This is a genomic window from Pseudomonas sp. SORGH_AS_0199 (genome assembly GCF_031453735.1).
In the GTDB taxonomy this organism is placed as follows: domain Bacteria; phylum Pseudomonadota; class Gammaproteobacteria; order Pseudomonadales; family Pseudomonadaceae; genus Chryseomonas; species Chryseomonas aestiva.
In genome coordinates this window covers 2,777,501-2,796,842 of record NZ_JAVJAE010000001.1, presented here as the reverse complement: position 1 = coordinate 2,796,842, position 19,342 = coordinate 2,777,501, and the positions used below count along the sequence as shown (strand labels likewise).

Sequence of the window (19,342 nt, the reverse complement as noted above, 5' to 3'; positions counted from 1 at the left end):
CCCAGAGCCATTCCCATGTCCTCGATTGGCAAGCTGTCACCCGATATCGTTGCCGTCCGCACCGTGACGCAGCGGCTCGTCCTGCTGCTGATCGGGTTCTTCGCGCTGGCCATCCTGCTGACGCGGCTGCCGACCTTCATCAACGCGGCCAGTGGCGAGACCTGGCAGATCCGCGGTGGCCAGATTCCGCTGATGCAGTATCCCGCCATGCCGGAACGCAGCCTGGTCGCCAACCGCCAGCTGATCGTCATGCTCGAGCCGGGAGATCGCATCCTGGTCCTGGACAGCGCGCCCTTTCGTCCCTGGAAGAAAGTCATGCTGATCGGCGAAGACAGCCGCATCGGCTGGATTCGCGTCACTCCGGCCCTGGGCGCGATCCGTCTGGAATGACACCGGCCCCGGACCGCGACGACAGCAGTCGCATGACCCGGGTGTCATGCCAGCGATACCAGCGTTCATGGCCCAGCCGCTGCGCCTGCCGATGTTCCGGATGGGCACCCCAGGCCGCGACCGCCGCCTGGTCGGTCCAGTAGGACAGGGTGATGCCCCGGCCGTCGGCGCCGCGTACCGACTCCATGCCGAGAAAGCCCGGTTGCGCCTGCGCCAACTCCACCATGCGCGCGGCCATCCGCTCATAGTCGGGATCTTCGTCCGTGCGCTGCGAGAGGAAGGCGATCACCACGCAGTCCTCGGGCAGCTCCAGCCGGTTCATACCCGTAGGCTCCGTGTCGCGACCACCGCCTCCAGCCAGGCGCGCACCACCGAGGGGACCCGACCGGCCAGCGCCTCCCGCTCGGGCTGATAGAGGGTGCCGAAATAACAGGGATGGCTTTCCAGTTCGAACGCCGCGGGTAGCCCTTCTTCATCCCAGGCGAGGACGCGCCAGCCGGCAGCGAGCAAGGTCGGCAGATAGGCGGGATTTACCCCGAAGCGACAGCGATAGGTGGCCTCGACCCGTTCGGCGCCGGCCGCCTCCGCCAGGCGCGAACCCGGCAGCAGCCGGAGTTGATTCTGCACCTCGATGCGGGCGCAGCTCAGGGGCGTGAGCACCGCGCGGGTCGCCAACGGATCGTCTTCACCGTGGGCGGCGTCCGTCCAGCCCAGTACTGAATGGACGTACTCCAGGAGCGCGTACTGCAGCCCGCCACAGGTACCCAGAAAGGGAATCCGCTGTTCGCGGGCCGTGCGCAGAGTCGCCAGCACCCCTTCACGATGGCGATAGGGACTGCCGGGCACGCACCAGAGGCCGTCGCAGTGGGCAAGGGCGCCATCGGCTTCTACAGTCGGCAGCCAGCGGGAACTCAGCGTGACACCCAGCGCCATGGCCGTCAGCGCCAGGGCCTGGGGGATGGCCTGGTGGGCAATGATGGATGCATCCTGGTCACCCAGGAGCACGATTTCATACGACGTCATGACGGACACCTGCAGGCGTGGAAGGTCCGACTGACTCTAGGCCTTCGGGGCCACGGTTTTAATAGGCGTCGCGGACAGCAGCCCTTGCGCCCATGCCCTGTTGGTCACGGCCGCCTTTCGCCGCGCGCAAGAAAACGCCCGGTACAACGGCTGTACCGGGCGCCGGATACCACGCGATCAGGGCGCCGGATTGGGCTGGTCGACGTGGATGGCTTCGATGGCGGCCAGGGTTTCCCGGTCCAGCACCAGCTCGCTGCTCGCCAGGTTGCTTTCCAGCTGGGCGAGCGAGGTGGCGCCGATGATGTTGCTGGTCACGAAAGGCCGACTGGTGACGAAGGCCAGGGCCATCTGCGCCGGATCCAGACCGCGTTCCCGGGCCAGCTCGACATAGGCCTGGGCGGCGCGCTGCGTCTGCGGATTGCTGTAGCGCTGGAAGCGTTCGAACAGCGTCAGTCGCGCGCCCTCCGGACGTGCGCCCTGCAGGTACTTGCCCGCCAGCACGCCGAAGGCCAGTGGCGAATAGGCCAGCAAGCCTACCTGCTCGCGGATGGCCTGCTCGGCCAGACCCACCTCGAAGCTGCGATTGAGCAGGTTGTAGGGATTCTGGATCGAGACCACCCGCGGCCAGCCACGGGTCTCGCTCAGGTGCAGGAATTGCTGCACGCCCCAGGGCGTTTCGTTGGAAAGCCCGACATGGCGGACCTTGCCTGCCTTCACCAGGCTATCCAGGGCTTCCAGGGTCTCTTCGAGGGGCGTGAAGTCGGCATCGCTGTGCTCGTAGCCCAACTGGCCGAAGTAGTTGGTCCGCCGATCCGGCCAGTGCAGCTGATAGAGATCCAGATAGTCGGTGTTCAGACGCTGCAGGCTGGCGTCCAGCGCCGCGGTGAGATTGGCCCTGGTAAAGGCCAGACCGCCATTGCGGATATAGTCCATGTCGCGTCCCGGACCGGCCGCCTTGCTGGCCAGTATCCAGTCGGCGCGATCGCCATGCTGGCGAAAGTAGTTGCCGATGATGGTCTCGGTACGGGTGTAGGTCTCGGCGCGCGGCGGCACCGGATACATCTCCGCCGTGTCGATGAAGTTGACCCCGGCGGCCTTGGCGGCGCGCAACTGCTCGAAGGCCTCGGCCTCGGTGTTCTGCTCACCCCAGGTCATGGTGCCCAGCGCAATGGCGCTAACCTGGAGGTCGGTACGACCCAGCGATCGAAAGTGCATCTGGAAGCTCTCTGTCGGTGCGGAAGTCGTACAAGTTAACAGGCGGCTGCCTGGTCTGCCCATCGGTCCGATGAGGCTGCCGATCCGACGCCGACCGGCGCGACCTCGCCAGGTGCCCCGTATATCCGTAGAATGTCGCCCCGCCTCCGCGCCCTGGGTTCCCTCACCCCAGGTAACCAAAAAAGGACTGCCCATGTCTGCCTTGCTTGCCACCCCGCAGCGTGCCCTCGTGGCCGCGCTCGTCGCTTTCCACATCCTCATCATCATCGCCAGCAACTATCTGGTGCAGTTGCCGCTGCAGCTGTTCGGCTGGCACACCACCTGGGGTGCCTTCAGCTTCCCCTTCATCTTCCTGGCCACCGACCTCACCGTGCGGGTGATGGGCAAGGCGGCGGCGCGTCAGGTCATCGCCCGGGTGATGCTGCCGGCGCTGTTGGTCTCCTATGGGGTTTCCGTGCTGTTCCAGGACGGCAGCTTCCAGGGCTGGACGGCGCTGGCCGCCCTCAATGTCTTCGTCCTGCGCATCTCCCTGGCGAGCTTCTGCGCCTATGTGCTCGGCCAGTTGCTCGACATCCAGGTGTTCGACCGCCTGCGGCGCTCGCGCCACTGGTGGCTGGCGCCGACGGTCTCGACCCTGTTCGGCAACGCCCTCGACACCCTGGCGTTCTTTTCCATCGCCTTCTGGCGCAGCGACAATCCCTTCATGGCCAGTCATTGGCCGGAGATCGCCCTGGTCGACTACGGGGTCAAGCTGACGGTCAGCCTGCTGCTCTTCGTGCCGCTCTACGGCGTGCTGCTGCGCTCCCTGGTACCCCAGGCCTGGGCACGGCGCCCGGACCTCGCCTGAGTGCAGGATTGCTGCCAGGCGCGGCTTGCCCCTAGAGTGAAGCCCCCTTCACTGCCCCGGGTTCCGCCATGCTCGCCACCGCCCTCGCCCGCTTTCCGCACCTGACGCTGCAATCCTCGGCGACCCCGCTGGAGCTCCTGCCGCGACTATCGGCAGAGCTGGGCCGACCGGTCTACTGCAAGCGCGACGACACCACCAGCCTGGCCCTGGGCGGCAACAAGGTGCGCAAGCTGGAGTACCTGGTCGCCGCGGCGCTGGCCGCCGGCGCCGACACCCTGGTGACCGCCGGCGCCATCCAGTCCAATCATGTCCGTCAGACTGCAGCCGTCGCCGCGCAGCAGGGGCTGGCCTGCGTCGCCCTGCTGGAAAATCCCATCGCCACCACGGCTCCCGGTTATCTGCACGGCGGCAATCGTCTCCTGCTCGAACTCTTCGGCGCCGAGGTCAGGGCCGTCGCCGCCCTCGATGATCCGGTCAGCCAGCTGGAAGCCGCAGCCGAGCGCCTGCGCCAGCAAGGGCGCAAGCCCTGGGTGATTCCCATTGGCGGCTCCAGCGCCCTGGGCGCCCTCGGCTACGTCCGTGCCGGCCTGGAACTCGACGCTCAGCTGCACGAACTGCAGCTGCAACCCGCTGCCGTCATCCTCGCCTCCGGCAGTGCCGGCACCCAGGCCGGTCTGGACCTGGCCCTCCACCAGCTGCGACCGGAGTTGCCGGTGATCGGGGTCACCGTCTCCCGCACCGAGGCCGAACAGCTGCCCAAGGTCGCCCTGCTGGGGCAACAGCTGGCCGAGCTGTTGGGCGTCGCCCCGCCTCAGGATCCGCCGCAGCTGCGTGATGGCTATTTCGGTCCCCGCTATGGCGAACCCAATCCCGGCACCCTGGCGGCCATCCGCCGGCTGGGCCGGCTGGAAGGTCTTGTGCTCGACCCGGTCTACACCGGCAAGGCCATGGCCGGCCTGCTGGACATGGTAGCCACCGGCGCGCTGCCGCCCGGCCCCCTGGTATTCCTGCACACCGGCGGAGCCCCGGGTACCTTCGCCTATGGCGACTGGTTGGCGTGATCGGCTAGCCAAGTCCCTGGGCGATGGCATAACGTCAGCAGTTTTCGGACTTGGGATGTCAGAACAGACACCCCCATAGTGGCGCACCCTCATAACCTCAAGGATTTCCTCCATGCGCAAAGCTCTCCCCCAGCGTCTGTTCCGTAGCGCCGCCCTGCTGCTCGCCCTGGGCCTGGCCCACCAGGCCACCGCCCAGGCCGAAGATCTCCTGCAGACCGTCAAGCAGCGTGGCGAACTGGTCGTCGGCCTGGAAGGCACCTATCCGCCCTTCAGCTTCCAGAACGAACAGGGCCAGCTGACCGGCTTCGAAGTGGACTTCGCCAAGGCGCTGGCCAAGGAACTGGGCGTCGACGCCAAGATCCAGCCCGGCAAGTGGGATGGCCTGCTGGCAGCCCTGGAATCCCGTCGCCTGGACGTGGTGATCAACCAGGTCACCATCAGCGAGGAGCGCAAGAAGAAATACGATTTCTCCACCCCCTACACCGTCTCCGGCATCCAGGCCCTGGTGCGCAAGGACGATGTGGACAGCATCAAGACTGCCGCCGACCTCGCCGGCAAGAAGGTCGGCGTCGGCCTGGGTACCAACTACGAGCAGTGGCTGCGCCAGAACGTACCCAAGGCGGACGTGCGCACCTACGAAGACGATCCGACCAAGTACCAGGATCTGCGCGTCGGCCGTATCGACGCCATCCTCGTCGACCGCCTGGCCGCCCTGGAATTGCTGGCCAAGACCAAGGACAAGCTGGCCCTGGCCGGTGAGCCTTTCAGCCGCCAGGAATCGGGCATCGCCGAGCGCAAGGGCGATCCGGAATTCCATGCCGCGGTCGACCAGGCCATCGCCAAGCTGCGCGCCGACGGCACCCTGGCCAAGATCTCCGAGAAGTGGTTCAAGGCTGACGTCACCCAATGAGCGACACGCTACAGCTCCTGCTCGATTCGCTGCCCTTCCTGCTGAAGGGCGCGATCTGGACAGTGGTCCTGAGCCTCGGCGGCATGTTCTTCGGACTGCTGCTGGGCTTCGGCCTGGCCCTGCTGCGCCGCTCCCGGAGTCTGCCGCTGCGTGGCCTGGCGCGGCTGTACATCTCGTTTTTCCGGGGTACGCCACTGCTGGTGCAGCTGTTCGTCATCTACTACGGCCTGCCCGAGCTCGGTCTCCAGCTCGATCCGCTGCCGGCGGCGCTGATCGGCTTCTCGCTGAACATGGCGGCCTACACGGCGGAGATCATCCGCTCGGCCATCGGCGCCATCGACCGCGGCCAGTGGGAAGCCGCCGCCAGCATCGGCATGACGCCCCTGCAGACCCTGAGGCGCGCCATCCTGCCCCAGGCGCTGCGGATCGCCCTGCCACCGCTCGGCAACAGCTTCATCTCGCTGGTCAAGGACACCTCGCTGGCGGCCACCATCCAGGTGCCTGAGCTGTTCCGCCAGGCCCAGCTGATCACTGCCCGCACCTTCGAGATCTTCAGTATGTACCTGGCCGCAGCGCTGCTCTACTGGGTGCTGGCCAGCCTGCTGTCCACCCTGCAGAATCGCCTGGAACGGCACTACGGGCGTCACATCAACGAGCGAGGCCCGTCATGATCGAGGTGCAGGGGCTGTCCAAGTCCTTTCAACAGCAGACCGTGCTCCAGGCCATCGACCTCCAGGTGGCCCAGGGCGAGGTGGTCGCCATCATCGGCCCCAGCGGCTCAGGCAAGACCACCCTGCTGCGCTGCCTCAATCTGCTGGAGACCCCGGACGCCGGCAGTATCCGCCTGGGTGAGCTGCGTATCGATGCCAGCCGGCCGCTCAAGGCCCAGCAGGGCACCATTCGCCAGTTGCGCCAGAGCATGGGTTTCGTCTTCCAGAACTTCAATCTGTTTCCCCATCGCACCGCGCTGGAGAACGTGATCGAAGGGCCTATCATCGTCCAGGGCGAAGCGCGCGAGACCGCCAGCGCCCGCGGTCGCGAGCTGTTGGCCAAGGTCGGGCTGGCCGACAAGGCGGATACCTATCCCGGGCAGCTGTCGGGTGGCCAGCAACAGCGGGTCGCCATCGCCCGGGCGCTGGCCATGCGTCCCCAGGCCATCCTCTTCGACGAACCCACTTCGGCGCTGGATCCCGAGCGGGTCGGCGAGGTGCTGGAGACGATCCGCGGGCTGGCCCAGGAGGGTCGTACCCTGGTGATCGTCACCCACGAGATGGCCTTCGCCCGCGACGTCGCCCACCGGGTGCTGTTCATGGACGCTGGCCGCATCGTCGAACAGGGCCCGGCAGCCGAGCTGTTCAATCGGCCGCGTGAAGAACGAACCCGGCGCTTCCTGGCCAAGTTCGTTCGCGACAGCGCCGCCGACTACTCCTGAGCCAGGCCGGCACAGCCCTGCAGGCTGGCCTGGCTGACGTTGCTGTTGGCCGGCACGCCGTGGGTCAGCCAGACGTTGCCGCCAATGGTCGAACCCTGGCCGATGGTAATGCGCCCGAGGATGGTCGCCCCGGCATAGATCACCACGTCGTCCTCGACGATGGGATGGCGCGGGTGGCCCTTCTTGAGATTGCCCTCGGCATCGGCCGGGAAGCGCTTGGCGCCCAGGGTCACGGCCTGATAGATGCGCACCCGGTCGCCGATGATGCAGGTCTCGCCGATCACCACGCCCGTGCCATGATCGATGAAGAAGCCTTCGCCGATCTGAGCGCCCGGGTGGATGTCGATCCCGGTCGCCGAATGCGCCCGCTCGCTGACCATCCGCGCCAGCAGCGGCAGGCCGCTGCGATAGAAGTGATGGGCGATGCGGTGATGGATCATGGCGTAGATGCCCGGATAGCACAGCAGTACCTCGTCCACGCTGCGCGCAGCGGGATCGCCCTGGTAGGCGGCGATCACGTCGGTATCCAGCAGGCGGCGCAGATCCGGCAGCGCCAGGGCAAAGGCCTGTACCAGCCGGCGCGCCTCATCGGCACGATTGACACCGTTCTCGCCACGCTGCTTGGCGAAATAGTCCAGCTCCAGCTTCGCCTGGATCACCAGGGCATTGAGCGCTCGCTCCAGCTCGAAGCCGACGTAGAAGTCCTCGCTTTCCTGGCGCAACTGATCCGGCCCGAGGCGCAGTGGAAAGAGCGCCCCGCTGAGGGATTCGATCACGCTGGCCATGACGCTGCGCGACGGCAGCTCGCGGCCACTGAATTCGCGAAAACGTCCATGGGTCTCGCGCCATTGACTGCGCGCCTCATGCAGTTCACCGACGATGCGCCCTAGTTGCCAGTCGTTGCCGCCCGTGGATTGCCCGTTAAGTTCACTCATAAGTCATCTATCCAGTTGCCAGGCTGACGAGGATAAAGTATCCGCTGGTCCCTGACAGCCCACGTCGCGCCAGGCGCGCTAAGCTGTCGCCCTTTGCCCATCAAGGAACGCCACCCATGATCGCTTCCCCGCTGGTCACCGCCGCCTGGCTGCACGAGCAACTCGGTCGCCCGGACCTGCTGATCCTAGATGCCAGTCTCTATCTGCCCAATGAACCCCAGATCGCCGACGAGACCTATCGGCAGCAGCACATCCCCGGCGCCCTGCGCTTCGATATCGAATATTTCTCGGACCCGGACACCGCGCTGCCGCACATGGTCCCCAGCGCCGGGCGCTTCGCCCGCCTGGCCGGCGAACTGGGCGTCACCCCGGAGACCACCCTGGTCGTCTACGACCAGAAAGGCCTCTTCTCCGCTGCCCGAGCCTGGTGGCTGTTCCGCCTGTTCGGCCATGACCAGGTGCTGGTGCTGGATGGCGGCCTGCCGCTCTGGCGTGAGCAGGGCCTGCCGCTGGAGGCCGGTGAAAACCTGCCCAGCCCGCAACCACCCTACCCCGTCATCTTCAACAACCGCCTGCTCTGCGGCCTGGGCGATGTGCAGACCGCGCTCAGCGTGGGCCAGACCCAGGTGCTCGACGCGCGCGGCGCCAAGCGCTTCACCGGCGAGATCGCCGAGCCGCGCCCGGGCGTCGCCTCCGGTCATATGCCCGGCAGCCAGAATCTGCCCTACGACAGCCTGCTGACCGACAACGGCACCCTGCTGCCACCCCAGGAGCTGCGCCAGCGCTTCCAGGCCCTGGGTATCGATGGCCTGCATCCGGTGATCACCAGCTGCGGCAGTGGGGTCACCGCCACGGTGCTGCTGCTCGCCCTCAGTGTCGCCGGCTTTCCGGATGGCCGACTCTATGACGGCTCCTGGAGCGAATGGGGTCAGCATCCCGCCACGATAAAGGCCCTGGGCGCCGCCTGAGGTTTGGCTAAGGTACTGATTTCCTTCGTAACCTGTAGTATCCGATAGAGGCGCCTAATCACCAGCATCGCCTTTAACAATGAGGAGAATCGTCAAAATGCGATTAGTATGCGTCCTATCGATTTCAACCCTGACTTAAATCCATCAAGGAGTCATCAATGTCCCTGATCAACACCGAAGTGAAGCCTTTTACCGCGACCGCCTACCACAATGGCAAATTCGTCCAGTTGACCGAGGCCGATCTGAAGGGCAAGTGGTCCGCCTTCGTGTTCTACCCGGCTGACTTCACCTTCGTGTGCCCCACCGAGCTGGAAGACCTTGCTGACCTGTACACCGAGTTCCAGAAGCTGGGCGTAGAGATCTATGGCGTGTCCTGCGATACCCACTTCGCGCACAAGGCCTGGCACGACACCTCGGAAGCCATCAAGAAGGTCAACTACCCGCTGGTAGGCGATCCCACCGCTCGCCTGGCCCGCAATTTCGACGTGCTGATCGAAGAAGAAGGCCTGGCCCTGCGCGGCACCTTCCTGATCAACCCGGAAGGTCAGATCAAGCTGTGCGAAATCCACGACAACGGTATCGGTCGTGACGCCAGCGAACTGCTGCGCAAGGTCCGCGCCGCCCAGTACGTCGCCAACCACCCGGGCGAAGTCTGCCCGGCCAAGTGGAAAGAAGGCGAAGCGACCCTGACCCCCTCGCTGGACCTGGTCGGCAAGATCTAACGCCCGCCTGATCTAGCCCGAGCGCCCGGGCGCCTTGCCCGCGCGCTCTTTTTTTGCCCATTTTTTACGGAAGCCACGTCGCCATGTTGGACGCAAATCTGAAAGCCCAGCTCAAGACCTACCTCGAACGCGTCACGCGCCCCATCGAGATCGTCGCGTCCCTCGACGATGGCGCGAAGTCCCGTGAAATGCACAGCCTGCTGCAGGATATCGCCAGCCTGTCCGATCAGGTCAGCCTCAGCACCGACGGCAGCGATGAGCGTCGTCCCTCCTTCGCCCTGCTGACCCCTGGTCAGAACATCGACCTGCGCTTCGCCGGTCTGCCCATGGGCCACGAATTCACTTCCCTGGTCCTCGCCCTGCTCCAAGTTGGCGGTCATCCGTCCAAGGCCAGCCAGGACGTCATCGAGCAGGTCAAGGCCCTCGACGGTGACTACCAGTTCGAAACCTATTTTTCCCTGTCCTGCCAGAACTGCCCGGACGTGGTGCAAGCCCTGAATCTCATGGCCGTGCTCAATCCCCGGGTCAAGCACGTCGCCGTCGACGGTGCCCTGTTCCAGGACGAAGTCGAGCGCCGCCGGATCATGGCCGTGCCCAGCGTCTACCTGAATGGCGAACCCTTCGGCCAGGGCCGCATGGGCCTGGAAGAGATCGTCGCCAAACTCGACACCGGCGCCGCCGCCCGCTCCGCCGACAAGCTCAAGGCCAAGGACGCCTTCGACGTCCTGGTCATTGGTGGCGGCCCCGCTGGTGCTGCAGCAGCCGTCTATGCCGCGCGCAAGGGCATCCGCACCGGTGTCGCCGCCGAGCGCTTTGGTGGCCAGGTGCTGGATACCCTCGCCATCGAGAACTTCATCTCCATCAAGGAGACCGAAGGCCCGAAGCTGGCCATGGCGCTCGAAGAGCACGTCAAGCAGTACGAAGTCGACATCATGAACCTGCAGCGCGCCGAGCAGCTGATTCCGGCCCACGACGCCGGCGGTCTGCACGAAGTACGCTTCGCCGATGGCGGCTCGCTCAAGGCCAAGACGCTGATCCTTGCCACCGGTGCCCGCTGGCGTGAGATGAACGTGCCGGGTGAGCAGGAATACCGTAACCGCGGCGTAGCCTACTGCCCGCACTGCGACGGCCCCCTGTTCAAGGGCAAGCGCGTCGCCGTGGTCGGCGGCGGCAACTCGGGAGTCGAGGCAGCCATCGACCTCGCCGGCATCGTCGCCCAGGTGACCCTGATCGAGTATGACGGCCAGCTGCGTGCCGACGCCGTGCTGCAGCGCAAGCTGTTCAGCCTGCCCAACGTCACCGTCATCACCAGTGCGCTCACCAGTGAAGTCAAGGGTGACGGCCAGAAGGTCAACGGCCTGGTCTACAAGGACCGCAATTCTAGCGAGTTCCACCACATCGACCTGGAAGGCGTCTTCGTGCAGATCGGTCTGGTACCCAACACCGACTGGCTCAAGGGCACCGTGGAGCTGTCGCCACGTGGCGAAATCGAAGTGGACGCGCGCTGCCAGACCTCCCTGCCTGGCGTGTTCGCGGCGGGCGACGTCACCACCGTGCCCTACAAGCAGATCATCATCGCCCTGGGCGAAGGCGCCAAGGCCTCCCTGGCCGCCTTCGATCACCTGATCCGCACCAGCGCCTGATCAATCTGACGCTCCACTCCAAGCCCGACACCTGTCGGGCTTTTTTTCGTCTGGTGCTTTTTCCCCAGGCGTTGGCATGGTTCTCGCTGCAACCTAACCAGGCGTCATAAAGATGGGCACGAACGGTCTAGGAGTTCTTCCCGGACTTTCGTTAGGATCTTGGTGCCGGGTCCCTAGACCTGGCAGCTTCAGCGGTTGAGGACCAGGCGACAAATGCACAGACAGATTTCTTCCAGCATCCACGATTCCTATCCCCCCAAGCTGGCGCCCGCCACCCCGCTCACCCATCCGGAACTCGTAGCCTCTCTGGAGGCCACCCTGGCCCAGCGCCAATCCGGCCCGGTGTGGCTGTTCGCCTACGGCTCGCTGATCTGGCGCCCCGAGTGCCCCGCGGTCGACGTTCGACGGGCGCGGGTGCACGGCTATCACCGCGGTCTCTATCTCTGGTCCCAGCTGCATCGCGGCACCCCCGAACAACCCGGCCTGGTACTGGGCCTGGATCGCGGCGGCTCCTGCTCGGGCTTCGCCTACCAGTTGCCCGAGGATCAGCTGGACGACCATCTGCTGGCCCTCTGGAAACGCGAAATGCCGGATGGCTCCTACCGTCCTCGCTGGCTGCAATGCCACCTGGAAGACGGTAGCAAGGTCCAGGCGCTCGGCTTCGTGCTGAAACGCAATCTCCCCTGCTATGCCGGCAGCCTGCCCGATGACATCCTCAATCGCGTCCTGACCGAAGCCTGCGGCCATTTCGGCACCACCCTGGAGTACGTCGAACGCACCATCACGGCGCTCAGGGCTCACGCCATGCCCGATCGGAACCTGGAAGCCCTGCTGCAGCGCTATCGCAGCACACCACTGCTGGAGGCCATGCAGGGATGAAGCAGCGCCAGATCAATCCCAGCAAGCTGCTGCTCAGCAAATGGACGGCCGTCCAACCACGCGAACGGCAGAAGCATTTCATCGTTACCCGAGTGCATACCCCTGAAGTCGAGACCGATCCCATCTCGCAGATAGATATACAAGCCGTTCTCACTCGTCGTACCTGGACGCTGGACTGGCACGAGTTGCAGGATGCAGAATGCTGGCTGCAAGGCTGGCAATAAAACTCCGAAAGCAGGGCCGGAATTTTGCGACTAGCATCGCGATATGACGGCACGTTTCTGCAAAGGTGAAACCCTGTAGCAGCCAATGCTGTCACAGTGCCACCTTTGAACAGGAAGCTCTTCCGGATGACCCTCTATGTCGAACTCGCCAGCGCCTTCAACACCCTGAAAGGCGGATTCGAACCCCTGCGCTGCGTGATCTCCACACGAGATCAACGTGCCTACGATGTCGAAGTCTTCTCTCGTAGCGGTCAGTCGGTACTCAATCGCCCCATCGCCCGCACCGAATTGCTCGACGCTGCCATGCTCGAAGCCTTCATCCTCGACAGCCGCTCACGCATCGAGCGCGACGCGGATGAAACACCCTACTGGACGATCCCCTCCTAAACGAAAAAGGCCACTCACGCATGAGTGGCCTTTTCATTTGGATGGTGCCCGAGGCCGGAATCGAACCGGCACGACGGTTAAGTCGAGGGATTTTAAGTCCCTTGTGTCTACCAGTTTCACCACTCGGGCAGAACCGAATCCTCAGACGACCGGATTCGTAGAACCTGATCCAGTATTCACACATCCCTGGATGATGAAAAGCCCCGTAGACCAGAGATCTACGGGGCTCTCAATAGTGGAGGCCGAGGTCGGAATCGAACCGGCGTACACGGATTTGCAATCCGCTGCATGACCACTCTGCCACCCGGCCTCAAACCTGAATGTCTTGCGACACTCATGTAAAACATGGAGCGGGAAACGAGACTCGAACTCGCGACCCCGACCTTGGCAAGGTCGTGCTCTACCAACTGAGCTATTCCCGCTTGGTGACGGGCGCCATTCTATCTGAGCCACCCTTCATGTCAAGCCATTGATTCAAAAACTTATTTCTTTTTCTCGGCGCTCATCAGATGCGGCCAGGCCGCCATCAGATAGGTGCACATGGACCACAGCGTCAGTGCCGCCGCGACGATGAGCAAGGCGTAGCCACTGATTACCCAGAAGGTCATCTGCGGTGGATTGGCCAGCAGGATGACCAGGGCCAACATCTGCGCCGCCGTCTTCCATTTGCCCAGATTGGAGACCGCGACCTGGGCACGGGCACCCAGCTCGGCCATCCACTCCCGCAGCGCCGATACGACGATCTCGCGCCCGACGATGATGACGGCGGGCAGCGTCAGCCAGGCGTTGGCGTGCTCCTGCACGAGCAATACCAAGGCTACGGCGACGATGAGCTTGTCCGCTACCGGATCCAGAAAGGCACCAAAGGGCGTGCTCTGCCCCAGCCGCCGCGCCAGATACCCATCCAGCCAGTCGGTCGCGCAGGCAATCGCGAAGACGGTGCTGGCGGTCCAGTAGCTCCAGTGGACTGGCAGGTAGAACAGGATGACGAACAGGGGAATAAGGAAGACGCGCAGTACGGTAAGCAGATTTGGAATATTCATTGGCGCGGCTGTTGGTGAACGTGAGGCGATTCTACTCGCTGTGCAAGGCGGCATAAATCTGCTCGGCCAGCTTTTTGCTAATGCTGGGCGCTTTGGCAATTTCCTCGATGCTGGCGCGCTGCAATTCGCGAAGCCCACCAAAGTGTTTCAGGAGTTCCTGACGACGCTTGGGCCCGATACCGGCAACCTCTTCCAGAGAGGAGGTCCTGCGCGCCTTGCCGCGACGCGCGCGATGCCCGGTAATCGCGAAACGGTGCGCCTCATCACGGATCTGTTGAATGAGGTGCAGCGCGGGCGAATGAGCCGGCAGGGTGAATTCGTTGGAAGGATCGTCCAGATAGAGGACCTCGAGGCCAGGCTTGCGGGTGACGCCTTTGGCCACCCCCAGCAAAACCAGATCCGGCACGGCGAGCTCCCTGAGCACCTCACGGGCCATGGCCAACTGGCCCTTGCCGCCATCCACCAGCAGGATGTCTGGCAACTTGCCCTCTCCCGCTTTCAGCCGACTGAAGCGACGCGTCAGCGCCTGATGCATCGCTGCATAGTCGTCGCCGGCCGTTACGCCTTCGATGTTATAGCGACGATAGTCCGATTTGAGCGGCCCTTCCGGTCCGAAGACTACACAGGACGCCACGGTCGCCTCGCCACTGGAGTGACTGATATCGAAACATTCCAGCCGTTGCGGTGGTTCGGGCAGATCCAGCGCCTGGACCAGGGCGTCGAAACGCACACCCATGTGCTGCCGATTGGCCAGACGCGTATTCAACGCCTGCTCTGCATTGGTTACCGCCAACTGCTGCCAGCGTGCCCGGGTCCCGCGGACGCGATGCGCGATGACCAGCTGCCGCTTATGGACTTCGGCAAAGGCATCGATCAGGGTAGCGAAGTCCTCATGGACGGAATTGACGATTATCTCATCCGGCAGATCCCGTTCCAGGTAAGCGAGATAGTACTGCTCCAGGAAGGCGACCAGCACCTCACTGGAATCCTCCTCGATCCCCACCTCCGGAAAGAAATTCTTGCTGCCCAGCACCCGACCGCCGCGGACACTGACCAGGTGGACACAGGCACCGCCGGGGTTGACGAGGGCAGCGATGACATCGACGTCGCCGGTGCCACCTTCGATACTCTGCTGGTCCTGCACACGCCTGACCAGGGCTACCTGGTCACGTAGCTCAGCAGCGCGCTCGAATTGCAGATTGACCGAGGCACTCTCCATCTTGACTTGCAGCTCTTCGGCCAGGGCATTGCTTCGCCCCTCGAGAAACATGGCGGAATGGCGAACGTCCTCGCCATATTCCTGCTCACTTACCAGCGCAACACAGGGTCCTTTACATCTCTTGATCTGGTACTGCAGACAGGGCCGCGTACGATTGCGAAAGTAGTTGTCATCGCACTGGCGCACTTGGAAGGCTTTCTGCAGCAGATTGAGACTTTCGCGGATGGCACCGGCACTGGGATAGGGCCCGAAATAGCGTCCCTTTCCTCTCTTCTCACCGCGGTGAATGGTCAGCCGAGGATACTTATCCTCGGTGGAAAGATAGACGTAGGGGTAGGACTTATCATCCCGCAACAGGATGTTGTAGGGCGGACGCCACTGCTTGATGAGGTTTTGTTCCAGCAGGAGCGCTTCGGTCTCGTTGCCGGTGATGGTGGTCTCGATCTGGGCGATCTTGGACACCATGGAAGCCGTCTTGGGCGCCAAGCCGGTCTTTCTGAAGTAACTCGAAAGGCGGTTCTTGAGGTTCTTGGCTTTACCTACGTAGAGGAGCTTGCCGCCCTCATCGAACATCCGGTAGACGCCCGGACGTCCACTGCAACCTGATAAAAAGGCCGCAGCATCGAAAGATTGACTCATATCAACTCGTTGCATCTACCATGCCGTGGCGAACAGCCAACATGGCCAGTTCGACATCGCTGGTAATCGATAATTTCTCGAAGATCCGATAGCGATAGGTGTTGACGGTCTTGGGGGACAAACAAAGCTTGTCGGAAATGACCTGGACTTTCTGGCAGCCCGCGATCATCAGCGCGATCTGAATCTCACGCTCGGACAGCTGATCGAAGGGCGACGCTTCGGCCTTGGACTGGAAGGGCTTCAAGGCGAGCTGCTGAGCAATCTGCGCACTGATGTAGCGCCGACCGGCAAAAGCCTGCTTGATGGCGGTGATCATCTCTTCGATGTCAGCACCCTTGGTCAGATACCCGGCAGCGCCCGCCTGGAGCAGACGTGTCGGAAAGGGATCTTCCTCACAGGCCGTGACGACAACCACCTTCAGGTCAGGCCGAGTGCGCAGGAGCTTGCGCGTAGCTTCCAGCCCACCAATACCGGGCATACGGACGTCCATCAAGACGACATCCGGCTCGAGCTCACGGGCCAGCATCAAGGCATTTTCGCCACTGTCTGCCTGGCCGACGACCTGGATTCCTGATACATCCGCGAGCATCCGTACGATGCCGGTACGAACAAGATCATGGTCGTCGACAACTAGCACCTTGATCAAAATCGAATCCCCTTCGCTTGCGCTTTCATCGCTTGCGTCACCTGAGCACCTGTCCGCGGACCCTAACGTTCAAGGGATAGGATCCTGGGCCACGCTAGAAATTTAATTGGTCATGCAAAGAAAAAAGGGGTACGACGCTTCGCACCCCTTGCCTACCGGCCTTAGGCCATTGGGCATTGTATACCGAAAAGGTTAAGGAAAATGTACCAGATCAGAATCATTCCCGGTCAGGTTACCGGTGGCCATGATGGTTCTCTGACAGGCTGCTGCAGTCGATCTTGGCTAGCGTACTTTTGCCGACTCGCTATATCGGCAGCGGGCGCTCGACGGCTGCATAAGCAATAGGAGTCTGCCTGGCGGCCATTTTTTCAGGTCTATCATGCCTGCAACGGACCTCATCGTTGGGCTTCGCTGCGCTCAGCGCCAACCTACGACGGTCCTTTGCCGCGCTTCCAACACAACAGCCCGGCGCAGCCGGGCTGTTGGGGCTCTTGGGCTCTTTGCAGACTTAAAGCAGCACCTGCCTAGCAGGCACTGCTTCAACGCCGCCGCCGCGCCCTTTTGGTCCCCTCTCCCCCGGGAGAGGGCTAGGGTGAGGGCAACCTCAGCCACGCGGCTTCAGGCGTCCGCTAGCCAATTAGCCGCTCCCAGCACTCAAGCCCATGACGCCCGGCCAAACTTTCCTCGCCCCAAAGACAACACCCCCGCCAGAATGAACTGAGCGGGGGTGCTGGGTGTTAGGCGCTTGACGATGACCTACTCTCACATGGGGAAACCCCACACTACCATCGGCGATGCATCGTTTCACTTCTGAGTTCGGGAAGGGATCAGGTGGTTCCAATGCTCTATGTTCGTCAAGCAATTCGGTTGGCTGACCAGGCGATGAGGCTGCCTAGCTGGCTCAATTGGGTTTGTGATCGAAGTAGACAACTCGTCTTTGGGGTCTTGCGAACCCACGCGCCGTTTTCGGCGTCGTCTTCCTCACGCTCTGACCACGGTCAGATTGTTTGGGTGTTATATGGTCAAGCCTCACGGGCAATTAGTATCGGTTAGCTCAACGCCTCACAGCGCTTACACACCCGACCTATCAACGTCGTAGTCTTCGACGGCCCTTCAGGAAGCTCAAGGCTCCAGTGAGATCTCATCTTGAGGCAAGTTTCCCGCTTAGATGCTTTCAGCGGTTATCTCTTCCGAACATAGCTACCCGGCAATGCCACTGGCGTGACAACCGGAACACCAGAGGTTCGTCCACTCCGGTCCTCTCGTACTAGGAGCAGCCCCTCTCAAATCTCAAACGTCCACGGCAGATAGGGACCGAACTGTCTCACGACGTTCTAAACCCAGCTCGCGTACCACTTTAAATGGCGAACAGCCATACCCTTGGGACCGGCTTCAGCCCCAGGATGTGATGAGCCGACATCGAGGTGCCAAACACCGCCGTCGATATGAACTCTTGGGCGGTATCAGCCTGTTATCCCCGGAGTACCTTTTATCCGTTGAGCGATGGCCCTTCCATACAGAACCACCGGATCACTAAGACCTACTTTCGTACCTGCTCGACGTGTCTGTCTCGCAGTCAAGCGCGCTTTTGCCTTTATACTCTACGACCGATTTCCGACCGGTCTGAGCGCACCTTCGTACTCCTCCGTTACTCTTTAGGAGGAGACCGCCCCAGTCAAACTGCCCACCATACACTGTCCTCGATCCGGATAACGGACCAGAGTTAGAACCTCAAGATTGCCAGGGTGGTATTTCAAGGATGGCTCCACGCAGACTGGCGTCCACGCTTCAAAGCCTCCCACCTATCCTACACAAGCAAGCTCAAAGTCCAGTGCAAAGCTACAGTAAAGGTTCACGGGGTCTTTCCGTCTAGCCGCGGATACACTGCATCTTCACAGCGATTTCAATTTCACTGAGTCTCGGGTGGAGACAGCGCCGCCATCGTTACGCCATTCGTGCAGGTCGGAACTTACCCGACAAGGAATTTCGCTACCTTAGGACCGTTATAGTTACGGCCGCCGTTTACCGGGGCTTCGATCAAGAGCTTCGCTTGCGCTAACCCCATCAATTAACCTTCCGGCACCGGGCAGGCGTCACACCCTATACGTCCACTTTCGTGTTTGCAGAGTGCTGTGTTTTTAATAAACAGTCGCAGCGGCCTGGTATCTTCGACCGGCATGAGCTTACGGGGTAAACCCTTCACCCTCACCGGCGCACCTTCTCCCGAAGTTACGGTGCCATTTTGCCTAGTTCCTTCACCCGAGTTCTCTCAAGCGCCTTGGTATTCTCTACCCGACCACCTGTGTCGGTTTGGGGTACGGTTCCTAGTTACCTGAAGCTTAGAGGCTTTTCCTGGAAGCATGGCATCAACCACTTCTCCTTCTAAAAGAAGGATCGTCATCAGCTCTCGGCCTTAACTGTCCGGATTTACCTAAACAGTCAGCCTACCACCTTAAACTTGGACAACCAACGCCAAGCTGGCCTAGCCTTCTCCGTCCCCCCATCGCAGTAACTAGAAGTACGGGAATATTAACCCGTTTCCCATCGACTACGCCTTTCAGCCTCGCCTTAGGGACCGACTCACCCTGCGTCGATTAACGTTGCGCAGGAACCCTTGGTCTTTCGGCGTGCGAGTTTTTCACTCGCATTGTCGTTACTCATGTCAGCATTCGCACTTCTGATACCTCCAGCAAGCTTCTCAACTCACCTTCACAGGCTTACAGAACGCTCCTCTACCGCATCACCAAAGGTGATACCCGTAGCTTCGGTGCCTGGTTTGAGCCCCGTTACATCTTCCGCGCAGGCCGACTCGACTAGTGAGCTATTACGCTTTCTTTAAAGGGTGGCTGCTTCTAAGCCAACCTCCTAGCTGTCTAAGCCTTCCCACATCGTTTACCACTTAACCAGGACTTTGGGACCTTAGCTGACGGTCTGGGTTGTTTCCCTTTTCACGACGGACGTTAGCACCCGCCGTGTGTCTCCCATGCTCGGCACTTCTGGGTATTCGGAGTTTGCATCGGTTTGGTAAGTCGGGATGACCCCCTAGCCGAAACAGTGCTCTACCCCCCAGAGTGATACATGAGGCGCTACCTAAATAGCTTTCGAGGAGAACCAGCTATCTCCGAGCTTGATTAGCCTTTCACTCCGATCCACAAGTCA

At 62.2% G+C, this 19,342-nt stretch carries 19 protein-coding genes, 3 tRNA genes and 2 rRNA genes (1 of these 24 only partly in view); 12 read left to right on the top strand and 12 right to left on the bottom strand.

The genetic code is table 11. The features are described from left to right. Positions 1 to 15 precede the first annotated feature (15 nt). Complete coding sequence (locus QE444_RS13210) at positions 16 to 390, top strand: hypothetical protein (protein WP_133861819.1); 375 nt, start codon at positions 16 to 18, stop codon at positions 388 to 390. Here the strand turns inward: QE444_RS13210 and QE444_RS13205 are convergent. The 3 genes from QE444_RS13205 to QE444_RS13195 form a co-directional block, all read right to left on the bottom strand. After that, a complete protein-coding gene (locus QE444_RS13205; RefSeq protein WP_187979176.1) occupies positions 356 to 712 on the bottom strand; it encodes an antibiotic biosynthesis monooxygenase in 357 nt (118 codons plus the stop codon). The two genes, QE444_RS13210 and QE444_RS13205, sit on opposite strands and share 35 nt — an antisense overlap. Further along, a complete protein-coding gene (locus QE444_RS13200; protein ID WP_309739001.1) occupies positions 709 to 1,413 on the bottom strand; it encodes a glutamine amidotransferase-related protein in 705 nt (234 codons plus the stop codon). Before QE444_RS13200 ends, QE444_RS13205 begins: the two co-directional genes overlap by 4 nt. A gap of 177 nt (positions 1,414 to 1,590) precedes the next feature. Further along, a complete protein-coding gene (locus QE444_RS13195) occupies positions 1,591 to 2,628 on the bottom strand; it encodes an NADP(H)-dependent aldo-keto reductase (RefSeq protein WP_187979175.1) in 1,038 nt (345 codons plus the stop codon). A gap of 193 nt (positions 2,629 to 2,821) precedes the next feature. On the opposite strand from QE444_RS13195, the gene QE444_RS13190 reads away from it, so the two are divergent. The 5 genes from QE444_RS13190 (at position 2,822) to tcyN (ending at position 6,878) form a co-directional block, all read left to right on the top strand. Continuing rightward, complete coding sequence (locus QE444_RS13190) at positions 2,822 to 3,475, top strand: 7-cyano-7-deazaguanine/7-aminomethyl-7-deazaguanine transporter (protein WP_187979174.1); 654 nt, start codon at positions 2,822 to 2,824, stop codon at positions 3,473 to 3,475. 68 nt (positions 3,476 to 3,543) lie between these two features. Beyond that, on the top strand, positions 3,544 to 4,536 hold the full coding sequence (locus QE444_RS13185; protein ID WP_309738999.1) for a D-cysteine desulfhydrase: 993 nt from the start codon (positions 3,544 to 3,546) through the stop codon (positions 4,534 to 4,536). Between the two features lie 112 nt (positions 4,537 to 4,648). Continuing rightward, a complete protein-coding gene (gene tcyJ, locus QE444_RS13180) occupies positions 4,649 to 5,446 on the top strand; it encodes a cystine ABC transporter substrate-binding protein (protein ID WP_187979172.1) in 798 nt (265 codons plus the stop codon). Next, positions 5,443 to 6,117 (top strand): cystine ABC transporter permease, encoded by a 675-nt coding sequence (gene tcyL / locus QE444_RS13175; RefSeq protein WP_309738996.1) that lies wholly within the window; start codon positions 5,443 to 5,445, stop codon positions 6,115 to 6,117. Before tcyJ ends, tcyL begins: the two co-directional genes overlap by 4 nt. After that, on the top strand, positions 6,114 to 6,878 hold the full coding sequence (tcyN, locus tag QE444_RS13170) for an L-cystine ABC transporter ATP-binding protein TcyN (protein WP_309738994.1): 765 nt from the start codon (positions 6,114 to 6,116) through the stop codon (positions 6,876 to 6,878). Before tcyL ends, tcyN begins: the two co-directional genes overlap by 4 nt. On the opposite strand, the gene epsC is transcribed toward tcyN, so the two are convergent. After that, on the bottom strand, positions 6,869 to 7,813 hold the full coding sequence (gene epsC, locus QE444_RS13165) for a serine O-acetyltransferase EpsC (RefSeq protein ID WP_007161852.1): 945 nt from the start codon (positions 7,811 to 7,813) through the stop codon (positions 6,869 to 6,871). The two genes, tcyN and epsC, sit on opposite strands and share 10 nt — an antisense overlap. Before the next feature lie 116 nt (positions 7,814 to 7,929). On the opposite strand from epsC, the gene sseA reads away from it, so the two are divergent. From sseA to QE444_RS13135, 6 genes are all read left to right on the top strand, one after another. Continuing rightward, positions 7,930 to 8,781, top strand: a complete 852-nt coding sequence (sseA, locus tag QE444_RS13160; protein WP_309738990.1) for a 3-mercaptopyruvate sulfurtransferase — start codon at positions 7,930 to 7,932, stop codon at positions 8,779 to 8,781. A 158-nt stretch (positions 8,782 to 8,939) separates the two neighbouring features. Continuing rightward, positions 8,940 to 9,503 (top strand): alkyl hydroperoxide reductase subunit C, encoded by a 564-nt coding sequence (gene ahpC / locus QE444_RS13155; protein ID WP_309738988.1) that lies wholly within the window; start codon positions 8,940 to 8,942, stop codon positions 9,501 to 9,503. Positions 9,504 to 9,586: 83 nt separating this feature from the next. Then, positions 9,587 to 11,146 carry an alkyl hydroperoxide reductase subunit F gene (gene ahpF / locus QE444_RS13150; protein WP_133861829.1) on the top strand — a complete coding sequence of 520 codons (1,560 nt, stop codon included), beginning with the start codon at positions 9,587 to 9,589 and terminating at the stop codon, positions 11,144 to 11,146. 213 nt (positions 11,147 to 11,359) lie between these two features. After that, complete coding sequence (locus tag QE444_RS13145) at positions 11,360 to 12,025, top strand: gamma-glutamylcyclotransferase (RefSeq protein ID WP_309738985.1); 666 nt, start codon at positions 11,360 to 11,362, stop codon at positions 12,023 to 12,025. After that, positions 12,022 to 12,249, top strand: coding sequence for a TIGR02450 family Trp-rich protein (locus QE444_RS13140; protein WP_133861831.1), 228 nt, complete (start codon positions 12,022 to 12,024; stop codon positions 12,247 to 12,249). The genes QE444_RS13145 and QE444_RS13140 overlap by 4 nt, the downstream gene beginning before the upstream one ends. 126 nt (positions 12,250 to 12,375) lie before the next feature. Continuing rightward, positions 12,376 to 12,636: a hypothetical protein gene (locus tag QE444_RS13135; protein ID WP_007161858.1), complete on the top strand. Its 261-nt coding sequence runs from the start codon at positions 12,376 to 12,378 to the stop codon at positions 12,634 to 12,636. A 42-nt stretch (positions 12,637 to 12,678) separates the two neighbouring features. Here the strand turns inward: QE444_RS13135 and QE444_RS13130 are convergent. The 8 genes from QE444_RS13130 to QE444_RS13095 all read right to left on the bottom strand — a co-directional run. Next, positions 12,679 to 12,765 (bottom strand) — tRNA-Leu (locus tag QE444_RS13130). Positions 12,766 to 12,872: 107 nt separating this feature from the next. Then, positions 12,873 to 12,946: transfer RNA gene (locus QE444_RS13125), tRNA-Cys, on the bottom strand. A gap of 36 nt (positions 12,947 to 12,982) precedes the next feature. Then, a tRNA-Gly gene (locus tag QE444_RS13120) sits at positions 12,983 to 13,058 on the bottom strand. A gap of 60 nt (positions 13,059 to 13,118) precedes the next feature. Next, entirely contained in the window at positions 13,119 to 13,679 is a 561-nt protein-coding gene (pgsA, locus tag QE444_RS13115) for a CDP-diacylglycerol--glycerol-3-phosphate 3-phosphatidyltransferase (protein ID WP_133861891.1), read from the bottom strand. A 31-nt stretch (positions 13,680 to 13,710) separates the two neighbouring features. Further along, positions 13,711 to 15,537 carry an excinuclease ABC subunit UvrC gene (gene uvrC / locus QE444_RS13110; protein ID WP_133861892.1) on the bottom strand — a complete coding sequence of 609 codons (1,827 nt, stop codon included), beginning with the start codon at positions 15,535 to 15,537 and terminating at the stop codon, positions 13,711 to 13,713. A gap of 1 nt (position 15,538) precedes the next feature. Beyond that, on the bottom strand, positions 15,539 to 16,183 hold the full coding sequence (uvrY, locus tag QE444_RS13105) for a UvrY/SirA/GacA family response regulator transcription factor (protein ID WP_273861636.1): 645 nt from the start codon (positions 16,181 to 16,183) through the stop codon (positions 15,539 to 15,541). 743 nt (positions 16,184 to 16,926) lie between these two features. Further along, positions 16,927 to 17,042, bottom strand: a 5S ribosomal RNA gene (gene rrf, locus QE444_RS13100). 159 nt (positions 17,043 to 17,201) lie between these two features. Further along, a 23S ribosomal RNA gene (locus tag QE444_RS13095) occupies positions 17,202 to 19,342 on the bottom strand; it runs 752 nt beyond the window's last position.

Excerpts from the sequence above, each read along its gene's own strand:
- QE444_RS13135 (WP_007161858.1), top strand. The coding sequence starts at position 12,376 with ATGACCCTCTATGTCGAACTCGCCAGCGCCTTCAACACCCTGAAAGGC.
- tcyN (WP_309738994.1), top strand. The coding sequence starts at position 6,114 with ATGATCGAGGTGCAGGGGCTGTCCAAGTCCTTTCAACAGCAGACCGTG.
- pgsA (WP_133861891.1), bottom strand. The coding sequence starts at position 13,679 with ATGAATATTCCAAATCTGCTTACCGTACTGCGCGTCTTCCTTATTCCC.
- ahpF (WP_133861829.1), top strand. The coding sequence starts at position 9,587 with ATGTTGGACGCAAATCTGAAAGCCCAGCTCAAGACCTACCTCGAACGC.
- tcyJ (WP_187979172.1), top strand. The coding sequence starts at position 4,649 with ATGCGCAAAGCTCTCCCCCAGCGTCTGTTCCGTAGCGCCGCCCTGCTG.
- QE444_RS13210 (WP_133861819.1), top strand. The coding sequence starts at position 16 with ATGTCCTCGATTGGCAAGCTGTCACCCGATATCGTTGCCGTCCGCACC.
- QE444_RS13185 (WP_309738999.1), top strand. The coding sequence starts at position 3,544 with ATGCTCGCCACCGCCCTCGCCCGCTTTCCGCACCTGACGCTGCAATCC.
- QE444_RS13145 (WP_309738985.1), top strand. The coding sequence starts at position 11,360 with ATGCACAGACAGATTTCTTCCAGCATCCACGATTCCTATCCCCCCAAG.
- sseA (WP_309738990.1), top strand. The coding sequence starts at position 7,930 with ATGATCGCTTCCCCGCTGGTCACCGCCGCCTGGCTGCACGAGCAACTC.
- tcyL (WP_309738996.1), top strand. The coding sequence starts at position 5,443 with ATGAGCGACACGCTACAGCTCCTGCTCGATTCGCTGCCCTTCCTGCTG.
- epsC (WP_007161852.1), bottom strand. The coding sequence starts at position 7,813 with ATGAGTGAACTTAACGGGCAATCCACGGGCGGCAACGACTGGCAACTA.
- QE444_RS13195 (WP_187979175.1), bottom strand. The coding sequence starts at position 2,628 with ATGCACTTTCGATCGCTGGGTCGTACCGACCTCCAGGTTAGCGCCATT.
- QE444_RS13200 (WP_309739001.1), bottom strand. The coding sequence starts at position 1,413 with ATGACGTCGTATGAAATCGTGCTCCTGGGTGACCAGGATGCATCCATC.
- QE444_RS13140 (WP_133861831.1), top strand. The coding sequence starts at position 12,022 with ATGAAGCAGCGCCAGATCAATCCCAGCAAGCTGCTGCTCAGCAAATGG.
- uvrC (WP_133861892.1), bottom strand. The coding sequence starts at position 15,537 with ATGAGTCAATCTTTCGATGCTGCGGCCTTTTTATCAGGTTGCAGTGGA.
- QE444_RS13190 (WP_187979174.1), top strand. The coding sequence starts at position 2,822 with ATGTCTGCCTTGCTTGCCACCCCGCAGCGTGCCCTCGTGGCCGCGCTC.
- QE444_RS13205 (WP_187979176.1), bottom strand. The coding sequence starts at position 712 with ATGAACCGGCTGGAGCTGCCCGAGGACTGCGTGGTGATCGCCTTCCTC.
- ahpC (WP_309738988.1), top strand. The coding sequence starts at position 8,940 with ATGTCCCTGATCAACACCGAAGTGAAGCCTTTTACCGCGACCGCCTAC.